Below are 23,781 nucleotides of genomic sequence, written 5' to 3' on the forward strand. Positions count from 1 at the left end.
GACTTAACATACCACGCCTCTTTCATCCCATTTGCCCCACGGATGTGGTTCGGTCGTATCCTGATTTATTCCCACAACGTGTAGGTCTGTGACGGTCAACGTCACGACGCCGAAGCTCTCTTCGATCAAGCCCTTCAGTACGTAGGGTCGATCGGGAGCCAAAAGATGGCAACAGCGGCGATAGACCTCCGGAAAGATCGTGGCATCATAGAGGGCCGTCTGATCTTCGAACGTGGCGAATTCCATCGGCAGCCCCTCTTTTGTCTCAGCAAACTTTTCCGTAATCAACCAGCCGATCATCGTGACGCGGCGTCCAATGTAAGATGCCATGTCAGATCCGGCAACGGGGCGCAGTGAATCGAACTGAGCTTGATAGAGTTGAAGCGGATGGCAGCTCACAACAAATCCAAACGCCTCGGCTTCGTGGACAATGGTTTGTGAAGGGGCGTACTCATCCGGAATCGGGAGGCCGGAGATGGCTTTTCGTCCTGTATAGGTTCGCCACAAGAGCGCCGGACGGGTCAGTTCCCCGGCAATGGAATCGCAGCAACCGGCTTTAATGAGCGTTCGAGCGTGCGCAGGCTCAGGCTCGATACGTGCGAGAAAATCTTGGAAGGATTGAAAGAGTCCCCCTGTGCCCCGTTCTGTCACAATGCGTGTGCTTAAGGCTTTGGGCAGCGTCTTCACTTGCATCAAGCCCATACGAATCTTTCGGCCACAACCCGTATAGGTCCACTCGCTGGCATTCACGTCTGGCGGCAAGATCTCTAGTCCCATTCGGCGGGCTTCTGACAGGTACGCAAAGGTCGAATAGAAGCCGCCTTGGTTGCCGATCACTGCGGCGATGAATTCGGCCGGGTAGTGAGCGCGAAGATAGGCACATTTGAAGGAGACCTGCGCATAGCTGGCGGAATGCGGTTTGCAGAAACTATACCCGGCGAAACTCATGATCATGGTCCAAATGCGATCGATGGTGGCGGGCGGCACACCCTTCTTGGCGGCGCCGGTGCAAAATTGCGCGTGATAATCCCGGAGCTGCTTTTCTTTATGTTTCTTGCTGATGACCTTCCGCAGTTGATCGGCATCTTCCAGGGAAAAGTCGGCCAAGGCCATGGCGGTTTTCGTCACATCTTCCTGGTACACCATGATGCCGTGCGTGTCATCCAAGATTGATTTCAGAAGCGGATGCCACGGGTCTCGCTGACCGCTGTGCACACGTCGAATGAATTCTTCCACGAAGGGATTAGCAGCCGGCCTGATGAGTGAGGAGACCATCACGAGATACTCAAAGACGTTCACGTCGGGAAGGCGATCTGCGGGCATGCCGCCCCAGAGTTTTTTCAGCAAGAGTCGCGTCGCGGGGGACTCGATGTAAAAACAGCCGATCGTATTTCCCTGCCGGATCAAGGCCTGTGTGGCAGGATCATCGATCGGATCCCATGTCGCATAATCGATCTTCCGACCCGTATTTTTTTTGATGGCTAACACCGCATCGCGGATGACTGCCAGGGACCGATTGCCCAGCAGATCGATCTTGACCAAACCGGCTTCCTCGGTCTGATCTTTTTCCCATTGAATCACCGGCACGCCCTTAGCGGCGATTTCGACGGGCACGTAGCGCCGGATCTCGTCCGGTACGATGACAATGCCGCCGCAATGAAGCGACAGGTGGCGAAAGTGGTTTTGGACCAGGACGGCCGCATGAAGAATGTCGGGCCATGGCGTCTTGAGTTGCAGTGATGCGGACAATTCGCGTGCCCACGCCGCAGCCGAGGGCCTATGGTCGAACCACAGAAAGCCTTTGCGGCGTGCAATGAGCGTCGAGATGCGGCTGATTTCAGCCGCCGGCATGCCATAGACTTTCCCGATTTCACGGATCGAGGCTCGGAGCCCCAAGGTGTTCTGATTTGCGACCATGGCTGCTTGTTCGCCGCCATAGGTCTGGAACACCCAGTCGACAATGGAATCGCGCTCGTCCCATGGAAAATCGATGTCGATGTCCGGTGGATCTTTCCGGCCGGGATTGAGAAAGCGTTCAAAAAATAAGCGGTGGCGAATGGGATCGACGTGCGTGATGTTCAGGCAATACGAGACGATGGAAGCCGCGACTGAACCGCGGCCGCACGTGCGCGGCGCTTGCCGGACAATTTCATCGACAATCAAAAAATAATGAGCAAAGCCTTTGTCACGGATGACGGCCAGTTCTTGCTCGATCCGCGCTCGGATGGGCGGGTGAATCGAGCCGTACCGTTGTTGCGCACCGGTATAGGTCCTGTCTTGCAACAGAGTGAAGGCCTCGTTGTCCGGGAGCCAGCGGAAGGCGGGGAAAATCGTGTTTCCAAAATTCCACTCCGTGTGGCAGGCATCGGCCATGCGCAGAGTATTTTCCAGCGCCTGCGGGACGTGCGGATACTGTTTCTCCATCAATGCAGGCGGCATCAGCCAATGGGTGGGCGCGCAGCACGCCTGTGGTGGAAGACGGGAGAGAGTCGTGTTCAAGGCAATGGCTCGCAGAAGGCGATGCACGACAAAGCCACCCGGCTGGACAAAGCGAACGCGATTGGTGGCGACGGGCGGCAGGCCAGTCCGGCGGCTCACGGCCAGTGCCTGGTGCATCGAGGGACCGGGCGTTAACTCCACGTAGAGATCTTCCGGCGAATCATTCATCCAGGTGGCGAGGGCGCATTCATCGTCGGTCATAAGTAGGTTCCCGCTGCGATATCGGCGTACGGCTTCAATAAAGTTGAAGGAGGGGTCACAGTGCCGAGCAGAGAGCAATCGGCACAGGTTGGCATAGCCATCAGGAGTTTTGGCCAGGATGACGGCTCGGTGAGTCCCACTTACCAGTTCGGTTCCTATGAGCGGGGTGAGTCCGGCGTCACGGGCAATCGCCACAAAGCGAATTACACCGTAGAGGCCGTTCGTATCAGTCAGGGCAATGGCAGTTGAGCCCTGCGCTGCGGCGACCTTGCAGAGTGTCGTCAGCGTGGAGACGCCTTCCATGGGCGAATAGTCGGAGTGGACATGGAGATGAACGAAGGGCGGCATGAAAGCGTGTCCTGTTCAACGGTGTCCTGCGAGTCCCCATGTTATGGCCGGCTCTCCAAACCGATCGCGAATACGATCCAGAGCAAGTGCCAGTCGATGGGACCGCTCCCGGCGTTGCCTTGCATCACATATGTCTGCATCGAACAGCGATAATTGTTCTCCAGACGGTCCACTGAAGGACTGAAGGGCTTCCGCCCTGAGGATCATAGTGCGGAGACGAATCCGTCGTTGGAAGCATCGGAAGAAAAGATGCGTCAGAGGCGGGTACAGGTCGGCTTCCCAATAGGTTGGTGGATCAATGGGCTGCTGCTGACGAATTTCTACATGATCGCTATGCCGGATCGTGAGGGCGAGACGCCCGCAGACGCGCTGTTGTCGACGGAGGGTCCGGCAAATTTGTTCCAACAGCCCATACAGCAAGCCACGGAGGCGGTCGTCATCGATTTCATCCGGCGACACGGAGTGCGATCGCTCGACGCTGATCTGTTGCATGGGCGGAAGAACGGGTGAGAGGTCGATGCCATGTGCCCACTCATGCAGCAAGGCGGCGGTCGGACCTAGAACGAGTTGTAAATGAGAGAGGGGAATGTCGGCGATGGCGCCCAATGTACGCAGATTTAAATCTTCAAGTAATGCTAGAGATGAGGCAGGTAAGATCTTATGCATACGACACGGTAGGGACGTTGGAATGGGAGCCATGAAGCTTCGTTCGAACCCGGGCCGAATTTCACAAAGTTGCGGCGGGTCTATGATCGTCCCGGCCGCATGAGACACAAGTTTATTCGTGCCGATGCCTGCCACGCCGGTCAAGTTCTCACGGCGGATGATCTCGCGTTCAATGCGAAAGGCCGTATCGACTGCTGCACCAAAGAGCCGGTGTGTCCCGGTGATATCCAAAAAGAGGTGGCCCGGCTGAACAGGCTCCCACACGGGAGCGAATTCGGCCACGATATTTTGGATGTCCCGATAAGCGCTGTGAATACGTACCGAGTCAGGTGGAATGAGACGGACAGTAGGACAGAGTCGTCGAGCCAGTTCGACCGACATACCGGGGCGTAGGCCGTCACCGTAAGCTTCGGCAGAGACCTCTCGCACACAGGCCCGGGAGTGATGGGTCGGCGCAATCGCCACCGGTCGATGGCGCAATGCCGCGTCCTGCCGCCGTGCCAGCGAAATTTCGAACGAGGGGATTTGGAAGTAGACAATCTGACGGTCCATGTGCTTGAAGTCGGCCTTCAATGTAACCAATGGTTACATAAGGAAAGGAACGAGTCAAGAGAGGGTCAGGCCGGTACAGCGGGAAGCCAAACTAGGTAATTATTAAGCCGCTACATAGGACGTCAGTTATAGGTGCGGATGCCCTGGAGTGGTGCAGTAAAGCGCCAGGGCGTTGCTCTCGCGATGAGGAAGGACCACTAAGCGGATGCTGACAACGAGCGAGTTGAGATTGGTGCTGAGGACTTAGGTTGTATGACGTCTGTGCCCCTTCTCATCACGTTGACGCCGACCGCCTGCTTCGATAAATTATGGTCGCATGCTGACCAGCTCAAGAGATCCCTGCGACCCTTCTGATGATTTCGCTGACCTGTTTGAGAATGGCGCCGTGGGATTACACTTCATTGGTCCGGACGGCACTGTCCTCAATGCCAATCAAGCTGAATTAGACTTCCTTGGATATAGCCGAGAAGAGTATATCGGCCATCACATCGCCGAATTCCATGTCGATGCTCCCGTGATTGAGGATATTCTCGCGCGATTAAGCCGGAAGGAGACACTCAAAAATTACGAGGCGCGCCTGCGGGCGAAAGACGGCTCCATCAAACACGTCCTTATCACATCGAATGTTCTTTGGAAGAACGAGGATTTCATTCACACACGATGCTTTACGCGAGACATTACCGACCGTAAAAAAGTGGAAGAAGAGCGCGAGAGACTTGTCCTAGAGCTTCAGCAGACCCATGAAAAACTCGAAGAGAAAGTTCGAGAACTGGAAGAGTTTCATGATGTGGTTGTCGACCGGGAGTTGAAAATGATTGCGCTCGAGAAAGAGGTGGAGCGACTACGAACGGAGAACATGCGCCTCGTGGCCAAGGTACAGCAAGTTAAGAACCCCGCTTAGGTGCTGAATCCTTCCAGTTGAGGTTTTTCAGTCTCAGACAAATCCCAGCCATCAGGCAATCATCCGTACCAGTGACCGTCATCAGCGCTTTTTGAGCCATCTCAATCTTTGGGCGGACATTTAACTCCCCAGAAGTTTCCTGTCTGTTGCAACAGCTGAATCCCAATCTTCCAGGCCCTCGTCCCGTCCATATCGCAGCGGATCACACGCGCCTCCGTCACTTGGCTGCTATGGAGAATGTCCAGACGAAGGCGAGTTCCAAGAGGCAGGGTGCGTCGTAGCCGAAGCAGTGCGCCATTGCTGCTCACGTCAAGCGTGTCGCACATCGCCTGGCACTTCAAGCCGGTATCCAGGCTTGTCACCATGACCGGGACTGACAAGGTGATTCGGGCACGGCATCGGAGTTCCTTCACGCTTAACTGCTGGCTCATGGTCTGGCCTGCTGCCGGTTTGGTAGACACGCTCTTACGCTAATCCAGCCTGTTTTTCGAACTCCATCGGGCTGAGATAGCCCAACGTCGAATGCCGCCGCCGCGGATTGTAGAAGCACTCGATGTAATCAAACACATCGGCCTTGGCCTCGGCTCGTGTACGGTACATCTTTGCGGCCGTGCGTTCGGTCTTCAGCGAGGAGAAGAAGCTCTCCATCACCGCATTGTCCCAGACATTGCCTGCCCGACTCATGCTGCAGGTGACCCCGTGGTCGGCCAGGAGCCGTTGGAAGGGCTCACTGGTATACTGGCTCCCGCGATCGGAGTGATGCAGGACCGTGTGAGGCGTGCCCCGCCGCCAGATCGCCATCACGAGCGCATCGGTGACGAGCTGGGCCGTCATCGTCGCACTCATGGACCAGCCCACGACCCGCCGCGAGAAGAGATCGAGAACCGCCGCGACATAGAGCCAGCCTTCAGCGGTCCAGAGATAGGTGAAGTCGGCAACCCATTTGCGGTTCGCCGAGGCGGCATCAAACGTCCGGTTGAGCACATTGGCGGCGACGGCGTTCGTCGAGCGCATGCCGGTATCCGAGGGCATCCGTCGCCGTCGGGGGCGGGCGCGCAAAGCGGCGTGGCGCATGAGCCGCTCAATGCGATGGAGGCCGCAGGCGAGGCCCTCCACGAGCAGGTCGTGCCAGACCCGCCGCGCCCCGTAGGTGCGATCGCTGGTGTGGAAGCTGGCCCGCACGCGGATCAGTAACTGCTCGTTGGCCCGCGCCCGGACACTCGGCGACCGGGTCCGCCAGGCATAGAAGCCTGCGCGCGAGACACCGAGCGCCTCACATAACCATGCCGCCGGCCAAATTCCCCGGTGCTTCGCGATGAAGGCAAACTTCACAGCGCCTCCTGCGCGAAGTAGGCCGCGGCTTTTTTTAGGATGTCCCGCTCCGCTTTGAGCTTGATGACTTCACGACGGAGCCGGGCGAGTTCCGCCTGCTCAGGCTTCATCTGCCCCTGGCCCGGAAAAGCCTGCTGTGAATCGGCCCTGCACTCCTGCACCCATCGACGCAACACCGTCCCATGCACGCCCAAATCCCGAGCGGCTTGTGCCACAGTGACCCCGCGTTCTCGGATCAGCTTCACCGCCTCCAGCTTAAACTCTCGCGTAAACTTGCGTCGCTCCATGCCCTTACCTCCGGTTTCATTCATACACCTAACTGGGTGTCTTTAAAACCGGCAGCAGGCCAGTCGTCCTCCGTTCATTGAATACAGTATCGTCATTGCGCCTTCATGCTTCCGATCGAAGGCCACCCGTACTCAGGAACTATGCCAGGTATTGCGTTAGGACTTTCTGGATAGAATCGAAGGCTTTTGTGAAGGATCTACATCGCGAACAAGCAAGAGCTTCTTCTGTCTCATGTGTTTCAACTGAGACACTTATGAGGCACCATAGCTATGCGAATGCGATGTGACAAAAGATCGGAAACTCGACCTTTTGCAAACTAGCCACAGGGACGGTTGCACGGTCAATCGCAGCGGGCAGCTAGGACAGTTGCGAGAAAGGTTGCGGTTCTTGGCCGATATCGTGACATCAAGATTGAACGAGTAGAGTTATAGCGGTCAGACAAATCGCAATGGCGGCAGTCAAAGGATCGGAAACCGGGGGAGTGCCTTGCGAACGGTACCGCGGTCTGCACACCGGCTCCGAGCATGGGACACGGTTGTGTCGTTCATCAATACTGAAATATCTGTCTGCGCGCAGTCAGGAATTAGGAATGGCGATAGAGGCCGCCACAGCGTGAGCGCGGCCCGCTGATAGATAGCTTCCTGTTTCGGGGACACCTTTACTCGTCATCATCCGATAGGCCGCGCTTAAGGCTCGGTCGTACACTTTGGTTGAGATTGCTTAACGAAGGAGCACCTATGCGGACATTCCGAATCGTCATAGCACTGGCCTTGTTGCTATCCTCGTCGTTCGTTAATGCGGCCTTGGAAACACAGATCGTAGATAAGGAGTGTTGGGTTGAGCTTTACGAGGACGACGACTTCGATCGAGATGATCCATTTCTGCGCCTACAAGGGCCAGCTCAATATGCGACGCTTAACAATCTTGAAGGAAAGGATTGGGGCAATGATATTGAAAGCGTCATTATGGGTCCAAATGCGTATATGAAAGCCTATGACCGCAAGGATTTCAAGGGTAACGAAATTGCTTTCGTGCCCAATCAACGTGTCAAAGACCTCGGGAAGTTCGATATGGCCAATGCGATCGACTCGTTTCAACTAACATGCGGGAAGGCATCGGAATTGCCGCAGATTCGCTAAGAGTTTGGCGTCCTTCCCTTTGAGTAATGGCCTTTGTCAAGCGTAGCCCGCATTCAATCTCTTCACTTTTGCGGTCAGCTTATCGCCGATCTCGCGGGCCGGAAATGATTCCAACTCAGGTTGGCCATAGTGAATCTTGCGGTGAAGATCAAACTCATTGTTGGACTCAGTGGACAGCAACCAAGCCTCATCAACGCACGTAAGAGGAAGATTCATCCCGTCGTGCTGGAGCGTCAGCAGCTCGCTGATGCGTTGGCGAGATACATGGCGCGGATTGGATTGAGCGCCGTGCTAGGCCGACTCAGAGTCTCAGCGATCTTCTCGCCAAAGACACCCTGCCTGCCTCCTCATAACTATACCTACCATCGACCCGTTGATTGAGAGCTGCTCAGATCCGTTATCCGACATAACTTAAGACGACCTATCACAAGATAAAACCGAAGTTTTGGAAGAATGATGATCTTGATGGATCATGCTGAGCCGGGTTGTTCTGCTAGCAGCGTGGTAGCAGAAAAAGGCAGAGGCCCCCTCGATGAAGTTTGGCTGCTCCGAACAAAAAGCGTTTACCGATGCCTAGGGGCAATTGGATCAATCGCTTTGCGACCCCAACATCTATCATAATAAGTGAGGTTGCTTTGCGTACAGCGATAGGCCTAGGACTTCTCGCTAGAATTATTCGACATGGTCATTGAACTTTGGTTCTATCTCACCATAGTTCTTATATGCACGGGGTATACATGGTTAATGCAAAACTATCCCCAATGGAAGATTTATTTTTCCATTGGACTTGTGACCTTCACCGTTGGTGGCGCCGTGCTTGTCTATTTTGATGCCCAAAAAAAAGAGGAAATGCGAACAAAGATCGGACAGATGGAGCGCATGCAGGAAGTCGCAAACAAAGAGAAGGAGAAACAAGAGTCATTGACCAGGGATGCAACTGATAGGGCTCGTTTACTGGCCGAACAATTAAGGTTGAAGACCGAAGAAATTGCGAAGGTGCTTAAGGATAAGCCGCGAATAGAGGGGGAGATTACGAGAGTACGACTATTTCCATGGCAGCGTGCCTCTGCATCACGAACAGGCACGGATGAGATGGCAACGGCTATGGGGGTCCTGGTCTTTGCGCATCTTCGGAACGATGGTTCCAGCACGACCCTCGCGAATTGGGAACTAAGCATTCAGCTTCCCGATAACACAATTGTTAAAGGGCAGGAATGGCGGGTGCAATCCAACATGCGAATTCCTTGTGAGGATGGTCCCATCAATATTTCGCAAAACGAATCCTTGGAGGCGAAGAGGGAGCCACTTCACAAAACTGGAGATCGCTCCGGTGTCACAGTGTGGATGGTGAAAGGCGTATCGTTACTGCCTAATCGGACCAAGGATTCTTTCTATACCTTGACAGTGAGAGATGAAAGCGGCATGGTCCACGCATTGGAGAGATATAAGCTGGTTTCTTTACCTGAGAAGTGCTTTGGATTTGTGGCCAATTAGTACTCTTCTTTCGTAGCACCTATGCGATATAACGCAACGTAACTCACCCGCCACGGACGCGCTAGAGGGGATTCGCAACCGGCAATTAACTAAACGAGTATTCACCTTTATGGCGATCCCTGAATTAGCCCGTCTGCTGGGGTTCTACCCGTTTCCGCGGACGATTGAGTTAAAAGTCGTTCACCCTGTGGCTGCCTAGCGAGTCTTCGCCGCTGACGCGGATTGTGACACCGCCCGATGGAGATATCGCCTCTGGCTTCCGTTCGCGTCCGGTACTGCCGCCGGTTCACGCGCTCTCGTTTGAACCCGCCAAAGAAACTTTCCGCGGCCTCGTTGTCGGCGCAACTGCCCACCGCGCTCCAAGTATAGAATGACGGGCGGGCGGGCCGAGCGCTGCCGGACCGCCATCGGCACGGCGTGCACCACTACCTGGCGGTCCTGCCGCGGACTCATCGACCCGCCCACCACGAGGCCCGAATACAAATCCAGCACGACGCAGAGGGATAGCCAGTGTTCCGTGCGTGCGAATATAGGTGATATCGGTGACCCAATGGTGTTGGGGCAGTCGCATTGAAGTCCAGATCTTCAATTGGTCCGATCGCCCCACAATCAAACCGATGCATCCGAAGGCGCTTTATCGGCGATGGGAAAAACCTCGCACGGCGGCCGGTATACCCGAACGGATTCCACATGACTTCCGGCGTACTGCCGCTCGGAACCTGAAGCGGGCCGCGGCGCCGCGTTCGGTGGCGATGAAGCTTACTGGGCACAAAAAGGAGGCGGTGTACCGGCGCTACGCGATTGTTTGTGAGGCGGACCTGACGGAGGGTCTCAAGAAGTTCATTGCACTAGAGGAAAACAGACAGGTGTGTGATACACCAACAGCCTTAGCCACAGTTTAGCCAGAATTCCAGAAAACCTCAAATTGTGCCGGAGAATATGGCGGAGGGGGCGAGATTTGAACTCGCGGTCCCCTTACGAGGACTCCGGTTTTCAAGACCGGCACGTTCGGCCGCTCCGTCACCCCTCCGCTACGGTTTTCAATGGCTTAAGTTCCACCACCTGGCCGAAAGATGGGGGATTCATACTGGGACTCATACCTTCGATTCGACGTTGCATGTAGGCAGCGACTTGTTGCCCGGCTTTCTCTAGGTTCTCTTCGTTCACGATGTTGTACCGGGAGAAGACAGAATCGGTCAGGTGGCCGCTGATGCTCTTCGCCGTATCCCGATCGACGCCCGCACTGATGAGATTGCGCAGGCCTGTGCGCCGCAGGTCGTGAAAGATGGGCCCGCGATACTGCTGCCATTCAAGGCGGTCCTCGTTCCAGGTGGCGGTACCCAAACCCATGCGCATACACGTCGTATTCCAAATCTTTTGCATGACCCCCATTGGGCGCCCGTGATACTGGCAGACGGACCGACAAGCGACCGCGCGGGTGTGTTCCCGCCAGGCCTTCAGCGTCTCATACAGGTCACCCGGCATGATCACTTGTCTGGGGTGGCCGTTCTTGGTGTTTCCTGTGAGCTGAATGCGGACCGTGCCGCGCCGCTCGTCGAACGTCACTTGGGACCACAGCAGCGCGACGATTTCACTATACCGCATGCCGGTCCAAAACCCGATGGTTGCCGGGATGCGGGCATAGGCGGGGAGTTCGCGCCGGATGAGCGCGAAGGTGTCCCATTCGAGAAACCCTGAGCGGGGGTCCGATTCTTTGAGCTTGGTCCACTTCGGCGCGGTGAACACAATCGGCGGATCCTGCTCCTTGCCGAGTCGATAGCCTTTCAGCAATTTACTCATCCGTCGATTCACGGTGGCGGCGCTGGTGCCCTTCGCCATCCATTCATCAGCCCAACTCCTGAGCATCGCCCCCGTGACGGTTGCCGCTTTCGTGTTGCCCTTGTAGCTCGTCCAAAAGCGGAGAAAGGCCTTGGCATCGTCCTGATGTTTGCGCCCATTGCGTCGATAGTCCTCGACGACGAGTCGCAAGAGATGGGCAATGGACGTGGCTTTCGCCTGCTTCGCTCGATACTTTTCGGAAAAAAAGGTCGCCTCATGCCCCTCATACCGCTCACCCCGGATCTTATCGCGAAGGGCGCGGGCGGCTGATTTCGTCTTGAAGCCTTGGCGCTGCCAAAGTCGTCCTTTAATCCGTAGTTTTACGCCGTAACGGGGGCCGTTGCGCGTGGGATAGGGACCGATGATGCCGAAGTCTTCCACCTTTTTCATTGGAGGGGTAGCTTAGGGGGCGTGAGGCGGGATGTCAACGGGCGGCATTCCGTACAATACCGAGAAGAATGGGCCCACGAATATTGTGTGACGGTCAATATTCTTTCTTTCTCTACGGCAATCAGGTGGCGCGGTGGTGGGGAAACCCAAATCAGGCGTCGCCCAGCTTTGGCTATAAGGTGAAAGATGATGAAACAGTAAGGCGAGGGGTCTCAAGGGGATACGTGGCCTCGGTGAGCATTGACAAGAGCCAGTGAGTGAAGTACTATATCGACATATTATTCGTCCTCATGGGCTGGGAGCTGCGTAGCGGACCCCGGCCCTTTTTATTTTCCGGGCAAAATAACCAACCCGATCCCCTCATAGACACCATTGCTGTTTTGCCTGAGCTTGGATTTCACTATTTCAAAATCTTCATGGGTTCGACGTCCCAGGACATGCCTACCAATCGGATTAACCACAAGATCGGCTAATTGTAACCCTGCAAGATTGTCTTTCTTCGGACGCGTTGTGAGTCCTATTATTTTTCTCTCTATTTCTCTTGCTGCTACGTAATGGGTACCTTTGATCCGAAGATTAAGCCATGCGATCTCAAGCTCATGGTCAAGCTCCGGGTTGCGTTTCTCCGCGATGATACTTCCTGATGTCGGCCTGTTGCCTATCTCAAAACAAAATCGCTCCACCAAAATGTCGAGGCTCAACATGTACGGGTCGAGTGCCGCCAAACCATATTCCTTTAGATGATCTTCCTTCATTATGACGCACGCGAGCACTCGGTACTCTAGCGATCGCATCAGCCTATTGAGCTCGACATAAAACTTGGCGCGGAATTCCCCTTCCTGGAGTCGTTCAAACCCGTTTCTGTTTCTATTGATGTCACTGGTATGGAGAATAATGTTGTCACGGCCGAATAAATCGATTTTAAATTGCCTGATACGTTGTTCCATCTCATTTTCGGCGTAGCTCTTCTTCACAATAACACCACCGAGCACGAAAACCGGGTAGTCGGGGTCTGAGCTTGAAAGATTATGCGTACCGGATTCATCTAGGAACATTACGTACATAGGGCTATTACCCCAATGATGTTAATTAAGCATTAAATTTAAACGTATTTATATCGCACCCAAATGAAACCAAGCAACTGACGTATGGGTGCGTTGCCATCATTCCCTCGCTCTTGCCTAGCCCCCTTTAGGGAATGACGGGCATCTCGGCCGCTAATTAAGCATTAAACCGGTTCCATAGCATTCTTGATTGAGATAAGGCTGTTTGCTACCGTCGTCGGGAATGGCCGGCAATTTCTTTATCGTTTCATATCCGGTTCTACGGAACATTGCTCGACAGACGCAGTGGGCTGAATGTCTCCTCGCCTATTTGGTGTTGGCCAAACACAAACAGTGGAACCGCAATATCACCTCCGCGGGAGCCTGGGCCATCGCGCAGAAGCTCCAAATGACGCGAGCGAAGGCAGACGAAATCGTTGAAACCCTGAAACGCGTATCGATCGGCGATAACGGGGAAAATGCCGTCATGGAGCCTGGTGATTGGTCGAAGATTAGCCGGGAGGAGGTAGCTTCGCGCGTTCGGACGTTTCCGGCAAAAGTGCTGCCGCCTTGCGGTGACGATACGGATATGGTTGCGTTACCCAACGTGTTAATCGATGGTCTTGGCAAAGGGATGAGTCAGCCGCCCGTCGTGAAAATGATCAAAATGGACAGGGATCACCGTCTTGATGCCGTCTCGCTCCTGCTTGCACTTTACCGGCATAACCGATACGCGGACTATGGTGGCATTAATCCGGCATGTCTCAGTGAGACATGGAATGCCGAAGGTGACGCCATCGATGGCTTGGTTTATCTCGGATTGAAGGGACGAAAGCGGGATAACGGGATAGATTGGCGATTTTGGGTGGTGTCACCAGAGGGTCGACTCCGTGCCAGCGATTCCTTCATTGAAGAAGCTACCCGTGGAAACGGCGACGCATTGGTACGAGCCCTCGAACATCTCAAAGACCTCAATTTGATCTACCGCGTTGCCATGGTTTATGACGGTGACCCATTGAAGTCGCCGCAAGTCGAACCCCTATACCCCCTGTTTGTCTATGACCGCCATATCCGTGAAAAAGCGAGGCAAGAAGGGTCTGGGCGGGGCGGTCTCGCATCGGAGGCACTAAACTGTCTTAATAGGTCTTGTATTGCCTCTGACGAAGACCCTAATTATGCAATTTTTAGTGAGCATCAAATTACAGGGTCGGGGAGCGGCCTTTTTGTCTATGCCGGGCAATGCGATGACTGCCACGTCTCTACTGTTTATCGCCTCCGCTATCAGCCACACACGCGAGATATTGTGATGGGAACCGAGGCCGAGCACGATCGACTTAGCGTATGGAAACAAAGGCTGCACAATGCGTTTCGTTAGCGAGAACACGGCGAGGATGAGCCTAAAAGCAATGCCTTAACGGATTATCGGCTACTTCAATGTTTCAAGTATTCAAGTATTCAAGGGTTCAAAGTTTTCACATAGCATCAGCCAGCGTGCGCTAGCCGATGCACAACCCGACCTTGTCGACATCACGAGGACTCGAAGACCCTCAGATTCGTAGGGTTTTTCTATCTGATGGTTGGGGGTTGTAATGCGGCCGTCATGAAAGGCGTAAAGTCCTAAAGGCCTGAAGTATCTGTGCCGACATCTAAGAGTGATCGGTACCACAGGGCTACGCGACGACCGCCACGGCGTGGCTTGGGAATTTCGATTTCTTTGCATTCCACCAAGCCATGGCTTTTGAGCACTCCTATCCCCCTGCGCAACCACCATGCGCATGTGTCTGCTCCAACGGAACGCAGTAGATCCTGATGGCTGACCGAAGGGCATTTATGCAGCACCCGACTAACCTCTACGATGTGCGGCCAAAGTCGATCCGGAGAAGGGTCCCGCGCGTGAGAACCTGCAAATAAGTCACGTCGAACGCCCTCTAGACGTGAAACGGACTTGGGTGCCTTCAAATACAACCGAAATGTAGCCAGATCAATTCCCAATCGCCTCACTATTGTGTTCCGGATGACAAGATCCGGCCCCTGTTCGTTGAACCAATCGGCGGCAAACTCAATAATCGTCGCCACGTCCGCAATCGGGGAGTCCGGTCTTAAAGTCTCTCGAATCAATACAAGGAACCCATGGGTGACGCTGTCTACGGGACATGCATTTAAGGCATGTGTTTCGGATGGCGAGAAGATAGGAAGGGGACCTGCGGGAAACATGCTTCTAACATCGTAAAGTGACGGGTCCGCACAAAACTTGTCTTGCATCACGTTGTCATCCGATTGAACGAGAGTCAGTACGCCCTACCATCCAAGGAGGCACTGGCGATTAGATATCACAATCGGCAACTGTGATCCATCGCGTTCCTGCCTATACGGAAATCCCCGCGGCGATCGGCTCTTTAATACGTTGAAAACAGGTGTTGTTATTTTCAGTCTTTTGCCATTCAGAAAACAATTGATTTCCGTATATCAGTGTGTCATCTTGCAGCAGGTCAATTACAGGAGGAAATACATGAAGTCCAAACGGGTCGCGATCTATGCAAGGGTCAGTACCGACGGACAAACAACGGAGAACCAGTTGAGGGAACTTCGGACTGCCGCGAAGCGATCAGGATGGGAGGTAGTAGAGGAGTATATCGACAAAGGAATCAGTGGAGCGAAGAAACTTGAAGCCCGGCCAGCCTTCGATGCTATGTGCAAGGCCATGGCCAGACGAGAGATTGATATTGTTGCTGCCTGGTCCGTTGATCGATTAGGGAGGTCGCTACAAGACCTAGTAGGCTTCCTTGGAGAAGCGCATGCAAAGCGTGTAGACCTGTATCTTCATCAGCAAGGCCTTGACACAACGACGCCAGCCGGGAAGGCCTTGTTCCAAATGATGGGCGTCTTCGCCGAGTTTGAACGGGCGATGATCGTGGAGCGCGTCAAGTCCGGCCTTGCCACGGCCATAGCGCAAGGGAAACGCCTTGGCAGGCCGCCAATCGATCAAAAAATGGAAGCGAAGATTAGTGCGCTACGAGGCGAAGGAAAGGGGATTATAAAAATTGCGAAGGAATTGGGCATTGGCGTGGGGACCGTTCAGAGGATTGTAGGTCAGGGCAGGAAAGCCGCGTAAGAATCTCCAATTTGACCCAACACCTACTCGGATTAGCAATCAGGAACCATCACATAGTCGCTGTTCCCGACCTCTTCTTAAATACGGTTTAAAATCCCTCGCCGAAAAGTCGTTCCACCCATTAATTTTATCTACCAATTGCATTTGCAGTCAGGTAGTACCGTTCACTCTCCCAAAAAAAGACATAGCATGGTCCCCGTGCTGATCACCATGCCGCCTAAGGGACTGGCGGCATGGTGGCATTGCAGTGAACTTGCCTCGTAAATTTACACCGCGTCCGACGCGCCTCGATTTTTGTCAGATCTCTCTCCACTGAATATGCCGAAACAGTACGTTCCCCGTGTGGGTTTGTAGGCCGATGAACCGGGGTTCTGCTGCACTTGACGGTAGACCGCGTTTCGGTGACTGCGCGTCGCCAGTGAAGTGAAATCGATTGATGACCTGTCCGTTCAGTGCGACTGTGAAATCGGGATGGCTAACAGTAATTTCGTACTGATTCCACTCTCCGAGCGGTCGGACCGTCACGGGTCCATCGCTTGGTCCCTTGAAGGCGTAGATTGCTCCGGTACGGTGAATGGGCGCATTATCCGGACGGCCAAGTTCATCGATCTGTATCTCGAAGCCGAGGTTAACGCCTACGTATGCTGTGTTATCGTAGCCTTGATTCTCCGGATTAGGGAAGGCAATGAACACACCCGAATTGTCGTCGGGCGACGTCGTCATCCACTGTAACCTCAGCACGAACCGCGGCGGGGTCGGACGGTCGAGCCATAGAAGGCCGAGATCGGTGCCTGGAAGCGCCTCAAAGGCACCTCGTCTAATGCGAAAAGTACCAGGATTGTCGCGTCCCGGCTGGTTTCGGATCGTCGACATCCTCCAATTCCCCACCGTTCTTCCGTCGAAAAGAGCCTCAAATTTATCATCGGCTATGAAGGGTGGGGGATTCATGATATGGTCGCCTGTGCGTCGGGCCAGCGCGATGCCAGTGAGCATAGGATTAGGCGATCCAATCCTGGGCAACAGACACGGGCCGGCGGCGTAAAGATTCTCGGTATGATGGAATCGGCCAGCATGATCAGTCACACTCTTGGTGGCGTCGGTTCCCATCCACAGCGTGCCGGTTTCGTGATGTGTTGAGCCCAAGCCATCGCGGTTCCTCTGTATCTCTTGCATTGGCTGCCCATCGGCGAAGATTGCAGCCACCTTGGCCATTGTGGTGTCCATCACGTCCCATAGGTCGTTATCGCGTTGACCCGTCGCAATTGTCACGGATGCACGGCGGACGCCGTACTCATCCGTGCGCGCGTCGAGTTCAACGCGGCTGGGATGCGCACCCGGATTATTGAAATCGGCTGGAGCCATTTCCCCAATGCCTCGGATCGCGATCGCAACGTGCGTATCGGTGGACGTCCGTAGTTGCTCAAAAAAATCGATGTCCGGCACTTTTCTGAAAAGCTCGTCTTCGGCCCCAGCCGTGTTGCCCCCCCCTGTCGCCGAAATCTGAAGATGAAAATACCCAAAGATGTTACCGTTTTTTTTGGCAGCGCACTTGAGGAACAGCGCAGAAGTCTGCAGTTCATTCGTGATCGGGGGCAGGTCCTTAATGGCCGCGCGTGGCACACGCACTACCAAATTAGACCGCAGATGAGCCATAAGGTTCTTCCCCATCAGGGGATACGTGGGGATGCCCGTGCCATCGAACGAGGCCAGTGCCAGCCGAGCACTTTCAATTGTGCCAAGCGCAACGACTGCCACTCCACCCGGGGCTAGCTCGATGAAGCCGTTGCTCGTGTCGACCCCGGTGACACGCCATGTGTTGGACGCCGTTGGTGTTTTGCGCAGTGATAACACGTGAGTGTTCGGCAGGACCATAAACTCTTTCGTCGCGTCATTACCGTTTGAATCGGAGAACGCCGTGCGGGCTGCCTTGATCAACAGCGGGATGGTGCTGAACTTATTCATTGGGAAAAAGCCCGCATGAGGCGGGCGCGCCTGCACTCCCAGTGGCGCTTCGAGCTTCAACATGTTTTTGAGGACGTCCTCCGAGAGGCCAGTCTTCGGATCTAAGCCGAGGAGTTTTGCCGGATCCTCTCCGGACTTTAGCAGCGGCGACGGGGGCAGCTTGTCCAACGGAATCGCGTCGGCTGCCGTGCCAAGCCCTTCAAATAGCTGCTTACGTAAGGCGGTATGTAACTCCCCGAAGATGAAGTCGTTGGTCGCATCTACTCCGATCTGCTTGGAACTTTCCTCAAAGTAAGTGTTGTCCAAGTCGGTCACGGTGTCAGGCGGCCAGGTCGTGAGCTCCTCTGGGAGGAGCTGTGGCGACCATCCGCCCCAATACACAGAACGGCCCCCGATGGCGTATGCGAGTCCCTTAAATGCAGTGGACGACTTCCATGGGACGCCCCATACCTCGTTGCGTGGAGGCTCAGGCTGCGGTGCGTTTTCGTTAAGAAAGAACCCATTTGCTGGGTCAGAGAACCCTTGAATGCCTGTATTCTGTACGTGTTCCGGGAGTGTGAAGGGGCCCGCTTCGATGACCAGCGTGCGAAGCCCGCCGCCCGTCTGCTTTTGCCTGAACCAAATATGTTCGGCAATCGCCGCCCCAAAGGTGCCTCCGCCGATCACGATCACGTCAAAGGGACGTCCACCGCTATTCTTCCACGCTTTTACCTCAGTGATATCGTTACAGAGGTAGCGACCTTGAATATCTTTCGTGAACGAAGTTGTCTCGGTGGTCTTTACCATGTGCACCTCCGGTATTGTGGTTTGACGTTACTATCAGCTGCGAAGCCGGTTATATCGTTGTACAAAGATTATTTCGTCAACATAACCGTGACTCTTCTAACATGCGAGCCCAAGATGGAATGTAGGACTCGGAAAACGGTTCCATTTGTAAACGGATCTAGTGCAAACACTTACATTATGCATACATATGCGAGGCTACATTTTCAACATGGCCTGTGCTACCTTCGAGATACTCAAATTGTCCGCCCCAGGCCACGTAATAGCGCGGCGGCACGGTACCCCCTTCCCCTGGCCACTGTAGTCATAGGAGGGCTAATCTCGTCGACGCTGCTCACCTTGTTCGTATTGCCGGCCCTGTACGCTCGGTCGCGATCCACGTCCCGTGATGCGCTAGACGTCACGATGCCCGGAACCACCATGGTGCCGAAGGAATCATGAACGATGCGTGATCATGTCCACGACCATACTCACGGAACGATCGATCCGGCGCTTCTCACCACCGAGCAGGGCATTGCGGCCATCAAGTGGTCTGCGGTCGCCTTAGTCGTAACCGCCCTGATTCAGGCTGCGGTCGTGCTCCTGTCCGGCAGCGTGGCGTTGCTCGCTGACACGCTTCATAATATGGCAGACGCCGCCTCTGGGCTGCCTTTGTGGCTAGCCTTTATCCTCGCACGCCAATCACCAACAAGTCGGTTTACGTATGGCTATGGTCGGGCGGAGGATTTCGCCGGCCTCCTCATCGTCCTCATGATTGTCGGAAGCGGGATTGTGGTGGCCTATGAATCGATGAGGCATCTGTGGGATCCAGCAACCGTTCAGCATTTGTGGGCTGTCGGAGTCGCCTCAGTGATTGGCTTTCTCGGCAATGAAGCGGTGGCCCGGTACCGCCTCAAAGTAGGTCATGAGATGGGCAGTGCGGCTCTCATTGCCGATGGACATCATGCGAGGACCGATGCCTTGTCCAGCTTGTCAGTCCTAGCCGCGACCCTTGGGGTCGGGCTAGGCATCCCCGTTGCCGATCCCCTGGTCGGCTTACTGATAGCCGCGGTGATCCTGAAGATCGGATGGGAGTCGGGTGCCTCGATCGTGATGCGCATGCTCGACGGCGTGGATCCAGAGGTCACTGGCGAAGTCATCCATGGGATTCATCACGTCCTCGGCGTGCAGGATGTAACCGAAGTCAGGATTCGATGGCTTGGCCATCGTCTCTTGGCAGAGGTCAATATCGGAGTGGATCCGTCGCTGTCGGTCGAAGCAGGCCATAACATTGCCGCGGAGGTGCAGCATCAGTTGTTACATCAGCTACGATACTTGTCCAATGTTGTGGTGCATGTTGACCCGTTGACGGCATCAGGAGAGCACCATCACCGGATCCCCGCGCATACCCACGGCGAATTCCCGACCCATTCCCATTAAGCTTGATGGTCGACCTTACTTCTGTATCACCAGCTGAAGATCATCGAAATAGCTGACCGCATCCGATTTTGTCCAGAGACCGATCTTGCCGACGGTCAGCGACTGGTCGCACTGATCAAAGACGTGTGCGTCATCGTAAAAGACTTGAATGTGGCAGCCGTGCATGAGCACTCGAAGGCGATGCCACTTTCTGACGTCAATGATCTGATCCTGATTCGCGATCATCTTCCGAACGCCTTTGTCGACTCGATACAAGCGGATGTTTTGTTCAAGGGGGTTCGCACGGGTGAGGTAGTAATTGCGATCATCCACGGCTCGCCATATGAGGCCCCCGCCCATGTCTCCTTTCCCACCGACGGCGCGAAAACTGACCGACAAGTCGACGTTGGAAGATTCGGTGCCGTCGATCAGGAACATCTTATAGGCGTGTTCAGCGCCTTTATCCGAGAGTTGCGCGAGGACATGCGGAGCACTGACCGCATCAGTCGTTTCAATCACCTGCCAATCACCGGCTGGACGCCCATCGTAAAGTCGGCCGAGCTTGAATCCGTCGGGCAACGTGCCCGGTGAGACCGTGTCAAAGTTCCAGCCTTTAGAGGTGTCACTGCCGGCGGCGGCGCAGGGAACGCCAGCGAACAGGAGCCCTAACGCGAGGATCATCTGAGCCAAAGAAATGGGCTGCGGCGATTGAAGCGTGATCATGGTGTTCCGTTCATGGCGTCAAGCCCAGCCCTCAGTCCCCGTGCGATACGATCGGGAGCATCATGTGCCCAAAAGTGCATAAAGTACAGGTCTGGAGAGGAATGGACCAGGTGATTGTGAAGCGCGGTAACTTGAATGCCATGCCGAGTTAATGCCGACGTCACGCGACTCACTTCCGGAGCCGCCAAAACAAAATCTCCTGTCGCGGCCACCTTACCGGGTCCGCCACCTTGAAGGTTGATAGCCGTGGCCATCCCCATACTTGGGGGCAGTTCCAGGTTGTGCATTGTGATCGTCTCCTTGCGCGGAACCGCAATTGATAACACGCCGTCCTTGACCGTGCCTTTCTCCCCGAGCACTTCCTGAATCCGGTGCGCCGGGAGGTCTTCTTCATTCTTCACCTCGCTGTTTTCTGCTCTGTTCGGTTTCCCGATGGGCGTCTTCGTTAGGGTAAGGGCCCGCCGTAAATTGATGGCCACTTGTTCCGCATCACCTTCCGCCCAAAAATGCAGGTACATGACTTTGGGACTTTCGCGAATAAGGTGATTGTGAAGCGCCGTCACGGTGATGTCATCCTGTTCGAGCCTCCGTATTACTGGCCCGACTTCATCCCCCACCAAGACGAGATCGCCGTGGGCGACGGCGGCGTCACCACGCGCCTTGAATGCGATCCAGCTGCCGAGGGCAAATCTTGGCTTCAATCTGACGTCGTCGACAAAAACAGACAGATCTGTGCGTGGCAGTGAAATCTTGTAAAGGTCTCCTTGCGCTTGCCCAGCGGTGCCCATCGCGGCGTCAATGGCGCTGGTGTTGAGACCGGAGTCGGCGTGCACCCTATCGATCCCGATTAGTAGTACGAAAGCCACCACCAATCTTCGAAACGTCATGAGATATGCCATAACGGTTCTCCTGGTTCACAGGTTAGGCTGCTATGCAAATCGTTGTTTGTTCAGTGCAGCAGGGTAGGAGGGACTGAGGGATAACGGGTCAGGCATTAGTGACCCTAGTCAGTTCAATAGTCAAAAATCAGATATCTGGAAATCGACTCATACTAACACTCATACTTCCAGTGGTTCTACGGACGCCCATAGGGACCGTTTATATATAACGAGGTGGCGTATTATCAATGGTTTAGATATATTGCTTGTGGGGTTGGGCGCCATGCGAAATCATTATTTAGGTTAAATTCGGGTTTTCAAGACCGGCACGTTCGGCCGCTCCGTCACCCCTCCCTAGGCTCATCCTTCTCATAAACCAATAACCTTTAGCAACCCCTTCTTGGGAGTGCCATTCTGGATTGCACCACGTGAACGATCCGAACGGATTTACCGAAACCATTCAGTTCTTTTCCGTAACCAATTCGCCATTGACGTCAGTCATTACCACTGCTCCATCGTCCGGGAGTTCTCCGCTGGCCTATACGGTAGCGGGTAATACAATACCCAGACGATTACGTTTCCCGACATTCGGTCTATCATTACCACGGACCCTTTCTACGTGAAACTGGTATTTGCATCAAAAGAGACATATTCGGGAACATACACGAACGCTTGAATATTTGACGCTGTCCCCTTTTTGCGGCGGATTATCGAGTGGTGTTCAATGCAAGACATGCCAAACAAGGCTTGCGTGCCGTCGCAGATCTTACTCTGCCCGTGCGCAGCGCTGCGTGGTCGGTCCGGGATCTCAAACCGGTTGGAAGTACTCTTCGGAAACGGCAATCGGTCGTTTTGATGGCTTATGATGCCTTCGTGATGTATTCCATGCCGCCAAGGTATGGTTTCAACGCATTAGGTATTCGCACGGACCCATCTGCCTGCTGGTAGTTCTCCAAGATCGCGACTACGGTACGTCCGACCGCGAGTCCAGAGCCGTTTAGTGTGTGGACGAAGTCGGTTTTGTGATCCGCCTTCCCTCCGGCACGTCTGTAGCGTATGTTGGCGCGTCGCGCCTGAAAACTTTCAAAATTGCTGCATGATGAAATTTCACGGAAATGCTGCTGCCCCGGCAGCCACACCTCCAAATCGTACGTCTTCGCTGCGGAGAACCCCAAATCTCCGGTGCAGAGCGCCGTCACACGATAGGGGAGTTCCAGCCCTTGCAAGACGGCCTCGGCTGCTCCCGTAAGAGTTTCCAATTCAGCATATGACTCGTCAGGTCGTACGAACGTCACCAGTTCCACCTTGTTGAATTGATGGAGTCGGATCAGTCCGCGCGTGTCTTTTCCGTATGAGCCGGCTTCGCGTCGGAAGCACGGCGTGTGGGCCGTATAGCGGATGGGAAGCTGCTCGTCCCGGATGATCTCTTCGCGGTGCAAATTCGTAATCGGCACTTCGGCTGTGGGGATGAGAAAATAATCATCGTCGCGAAGGCGGAAGAGATCTTCCTCAAATTTTGGAAGCTGTCCCGTACCCGTCATGGCGGCTCGATTCACCAGAGACGGTGGAAGCACTTCGCGATATCCATGTCGCACTGTATGCATATCGAGCATGTAATTGATCAGCGCGCGTTCGAGTCGCGCACCGATGCCCATCATGACGACAAATCGAGCGCCGGCAATTTTTGTGGCCCGCTCGAAGTCCAAGATGCCAAGCGACTCTCCCAGTTCCCAATGAGGTTTGGGGACAAAGGACATCGTTGGAGCGTCTCCCCATCGACGCACTTCCTTATTATCTTCCGAATCAGCGCCGACAGGAACGGACTCATGCGGAATGTTGGGAATGCGTAACGCTAATTCGACCAGGCGCTCCTCGAGTGTTCGGACCTGTGCGTCCATATCGCTGATACGGTCGCCGACGGCTTTCATCGTGGCCATCGCCTCTTCGGCCGGCTGCTTTTCACGCTTCAGTCGGGCAACTTCGGCGGAGCCGGTTTTTAACTGATGTCGAAGTTCATCGACCTGTGCCGTGAGGCCGCGTCGTTCTTGCAGCAGCTTATTCAGTTCATCCCAGGGAACATCCGCACCGCGAGGACCGAGTCGGTTTCGAACCGCATCCAGATTGTCTCGTAAATATCGCAGGTCGTGCATAGTCCCTATGGCCACAGGTGGATAGATGGGCGGGAATCTAGCACCTGACCTTGACCGAGTCAATCATGTCGAGCATTGCAATC

At 54.6% G+C, this 23,781-nt stretch carries 18 protein-coding genes, 1 tRNA gene and 2 pseudogenes; 9 read left to right on the forward strand and 12 right to left on the reverse strand.

Annotated elements, in window-relative coordinates; genetic code table 11:
* Window positions 1–3: 3 nt before the first annotated feature.
* Complete coding sequence (locus ACWHYZ_RS08480) at window positions 4–3,048, reverse strand: DNA polymerase III subunit alpha (RefSeq protein ID WP_447986844.1); 3,045 nt, start codon at window positions 3,046–3,048, stop codon at window positions 4–6.
* 15 nt (window positions 3,049–3,063) lie between these two features.
* The gene (locus ACWHYZ_RS08485; RefSeq protein ID WP_447986845.1) at window positions 3,064–4,266 is read right to left on the reverse strand and encodes a DNA polymerase Y family protein; all 1,203 of its coding nucleotides are present in this window, start codon (window positions 4,264–4,266) and stop codon (window positions 3,064–3,066) included.
* Between the two features lie 316 nt (window positions 4,267–4,582).
* On the opposite strand from ACWHYZ_RS08485, the gene ACWHYZ_RS08490 reads away from it, so the two are divergent.
* A complete protein-coding gene (locus ACWHYZ_RS08490) occupies window positions 4,583–5,167 on the forward strand; it encodes a PAS domain-containing protein (protein ID WP_447986846.1) in 585 nt (194 codons plus the stop codon).
* 101 nt (window positions 5,168–5,268) lie between these two features.
* Here the strand turns inward: ACWHYZ_RS08490 and ACWHYZ_RS08495 are convergent, their stop codons facing one another.
* Both ACWHYZ_RS08495 and ACWHYZ_RS08500 read right to left on the reverse strand, forming a co-directional pair.
* Window positions 5,269–5,598 (reverse strand): PilZ domain-containing protein, encoded by a 330-nt coding sequence (locus ACWHYZ_RS08495; RefSeq protein WP_447986847.1) that lies wholly within the window; start codon window positions 5,596–5,598, stop codon window positions 5,269–5,271.
* A 34-nt stretch (window positions 5,599–5,632) separates the two neighbouring features.
* Window positions 5,633–6,786 (reverse strand): IS3 family transposase gene (locus ACWHYZ_RS08500; protein WP_447986848.1). Its coding sequence is split into 2 segments (ribosomal slippage): window positions 5,633–6,528 and window positions 6,528–6,786, totalling 1,155 coding nucleotides; the frame shifts between segments, so codons are not numbered across the junction.
* A gap of 738 nt (window positions 6,787–7,524) precedes the next feature.
* Here ACWHYZ_RS08500 and ACWHYZ_RS08505 point away from each other — a divergent pair.
* From ACWHYZ_RS08505 to ACWHYZ_RS08515, 3 genes are all read left to right on the forward strand, one after another.
* Window positions 7,525–7,926 (forward strand): hypothetical protein, encoded by a 402-nt coding sequence (locus ACWHYZ_RS08505; RefSeq protein WP_447986849.1) that lies wholly within the window; start codon window positions 7,525–7,527, stop codon window positions 7,924–7,926.
* Between the two features lie 129 nt (window positions 7,927–8,055).
* A complete protein-coding gene (locus ACWHYZ_RS08510) occupies window positions 8,056–8,307 on the forward strand; it encodes a hypothetical protein (RefSeq protein WP_447986850.1) in 252 nt (83 codons plus the stop codon).
* A gap of 300 nt (window positions 8,308–8,607) precedes the next feature.
* Window positions 8,608–9,420 carry a hypothetical protein gene (locus ACWHYZ_RS08515; RefSeq protein WP_447986851.1) on the forward strand — a complete coding sequence of 271 codons (813 nt, stop codon included), beginning with the start codon at window positions 8,608–8,610 and terminating at the stop codon, window positions 9,418–9,420.
* A gap of 110 nt (window positions 9,421–9,530) precedes the next feature.
* Here the strand turns inward: ACWHYZ_RS08515 and ACWHYZ_RS08520 are convergent.
* Window positions 9,531–9,982 (reverse strand): annotated as a pseudogene (locus ACWHYZ_RS08520) (DDE-type integrase/transposase/recombinase); the annotation flags it as partial.
* A gap of 55 nt (window positions 9,983–10,037) precedes the next feature.
* On the opposite strand from ACWHYZ_RS08520, the gene ACWHYZ_RS08525 reads away from it, so the two are divergent.
* On the forward strand, window positions 10,038–10,322 hold the full coding sequence (locus ACWHYZ_RS08525; protein WP_447987542.1) for a tyrosine-type recombinase/integrase: 285 nt from the start codon (window positions 10,038–10,040) through the stop codon (window positions 10,320–10,322).
* 38 nt (window positions 10,323–10,360) lie between these two features.
* Here the strand turns inward: ACWHYZ_RS08525 and ACWHYZ_RS08530 are convergent.
* From ACWHYZ_RS08530 to ACWHYZ_RS08540, 3 genes are all read right to left on the reverse strand, one after another.
* Window positions 10,361–10,450 (reverse strand) — tRNA-Ser (locus tag ACWHYZ_RS08530).
* On the reverse strand, window positions 10,441–11,649 hold the full coding sequence (locus tag ACWHYZ_RS08535; protein WP_447986852.1) for a tyrosine-type recombinase/integrase: 1,209 nt from the start codon (window positions 11,647–11,649) through the stop codon (window positions 10,441–10,443). The genes ACWHYZ_RS08530 and ACWHYZ_RS08535 overlap by 10 nt, the downstream gene beginning before the upstream one ends.
* A gap of 326 nt (window positions 11,650–11,975) precedes the next feature.
* Window positions 11,976–12,713 (reverse strand): DUF3800 domain-containing protein, encoded by a 738-nt coding sequence (locus ACWHYZ_RS08540; protein ID WP_447986853.1) that lies wholly within the window; start codon window positions 12,711–12,713, stop codon window positions 11,976–11,978.
* Window positions 12,714–12,918: 205 nt separating this feature from the next.
* On the opposite strand from ACWHYZ_RS08540, the gene ACWHYZ_RS08545 reads away from it, so the two are divergent.
* Entirely contained in the window at window positions 12,919–14,067 is a 1,149-nt protein-coding gene (locus ACWHYZ_RS08545) for a hypothetical protein (protein WP_447986854.1), read from the forward strand.
* Between the two features lie 1,134 nt (window positions 14,068–15,201).
* A complete protein-coding gene (locus ACWHYZ_RS08550) occupies window positions 15,202–15,804 on the forward strand; it encodes a recombinase family protein (protein WP_447986855.1) in 603 nt (200 codons plus the stop codon).
* Window positions 15,805–16,101: 297 nt separating this feature from the next.
* Here the strand turns inward: ACWHYZ_RS08550 and ACWHYZ_RS08555 are convergent, their stop codons facing one another.
* Window positions 16,102–18,552: a family 16 glycoside hydrolase gene (locus ACWHYZ_RS08555; RefSeq protein ID WP_447986856.1), complete on the reverse strand. Its 2,451-nt coding sequence runs from the start codon at window positions 18,550–18,552 to the stop codon at window positions 16,102–16,104.
* 279 nt (window positions 18,553–18,831) lie between these two features.
* Between ACWHYZ_RS08555 and ACWHYZ_RS08560 the strand changes: the two are divergent.
* Together ACWHYZ_RS08560 and ACWHYZ_RS08565 are read left to right on the forward strand one after the other, a co-directional pair.
* Window positions 18,832–18,990: pseudogene (locus ACWHYZ_RS08560) on the forward strand (efflux RND transporter permease subunit); the annotation flags it as partial.
* A gap of 3 nt (window positions 18,991–18,993) precedes the next feature.
* Window positions 18,994–19,968 carry a cation diffusion facilitator family transporter gene (locus ACWHYZ_RS08565; RefSeq protein WP_447986857.1) on the forward strand — a complete coding sequence of 325 codons (975 nt, stop codon included), beginning with the start codon at window positions 18,994–18,996 and terminating at the stop codon, window positions 19,966–19,968.
* Window positions 19,969–19,983: 15 nt separating this feature from the next.
* On the opposite strand, the gene ACWHYZ_RS08570 is transcribed toward ACWHYZ_RS08565, so the two are convergent.
* The 3 genes from ACWHYZ_RS08570 to serS form a co-directional block, all read right to left on the reverse strand.
* Window positions 19,984–20,670, reverse strand: a complete 687-nt coding sequence (locus ACWHYZ_RS08570) for a hypothetical protein (RefSeq protein ID WP_447986858.1) — start codon at window positions 20,668–20,670, stop codon at window positions 19,984–19,986.
* Window positions 20,667–21,569, reverse strand: a complete 903-nt coding sequence (locus ACWHYZ_RS08575) for a DUF1259 domain-containing protein (RefSeq protein WP_447986859.1) — start codon at window positions 21,567–21,569, stop codon at window positions 20,667–20,669. The genes ACWHYZ_RS08570 and ACWHYZ_RS08575 overlap by 4 nt, the downstream gene beginning before the upstream one ends.
* A gap of 839 nt (window positions 21,570–22,408) precedes the next feature.
* Entirely contained in the window at window positions 22,409–23,698 is a 1,290-nt protein-coding gene (gene serS / locus ACWHYZ_RS08580; protein ID WP_447986860.1) for a serine--tRNA ligase, read from the reverse strand.
* Between the last annotated feature and the right edge of the window lie 83 nt (window positions 23,699–23,781).

Source organism: Nitrospira sp. Nam74, from assembly GCF_965152615.1.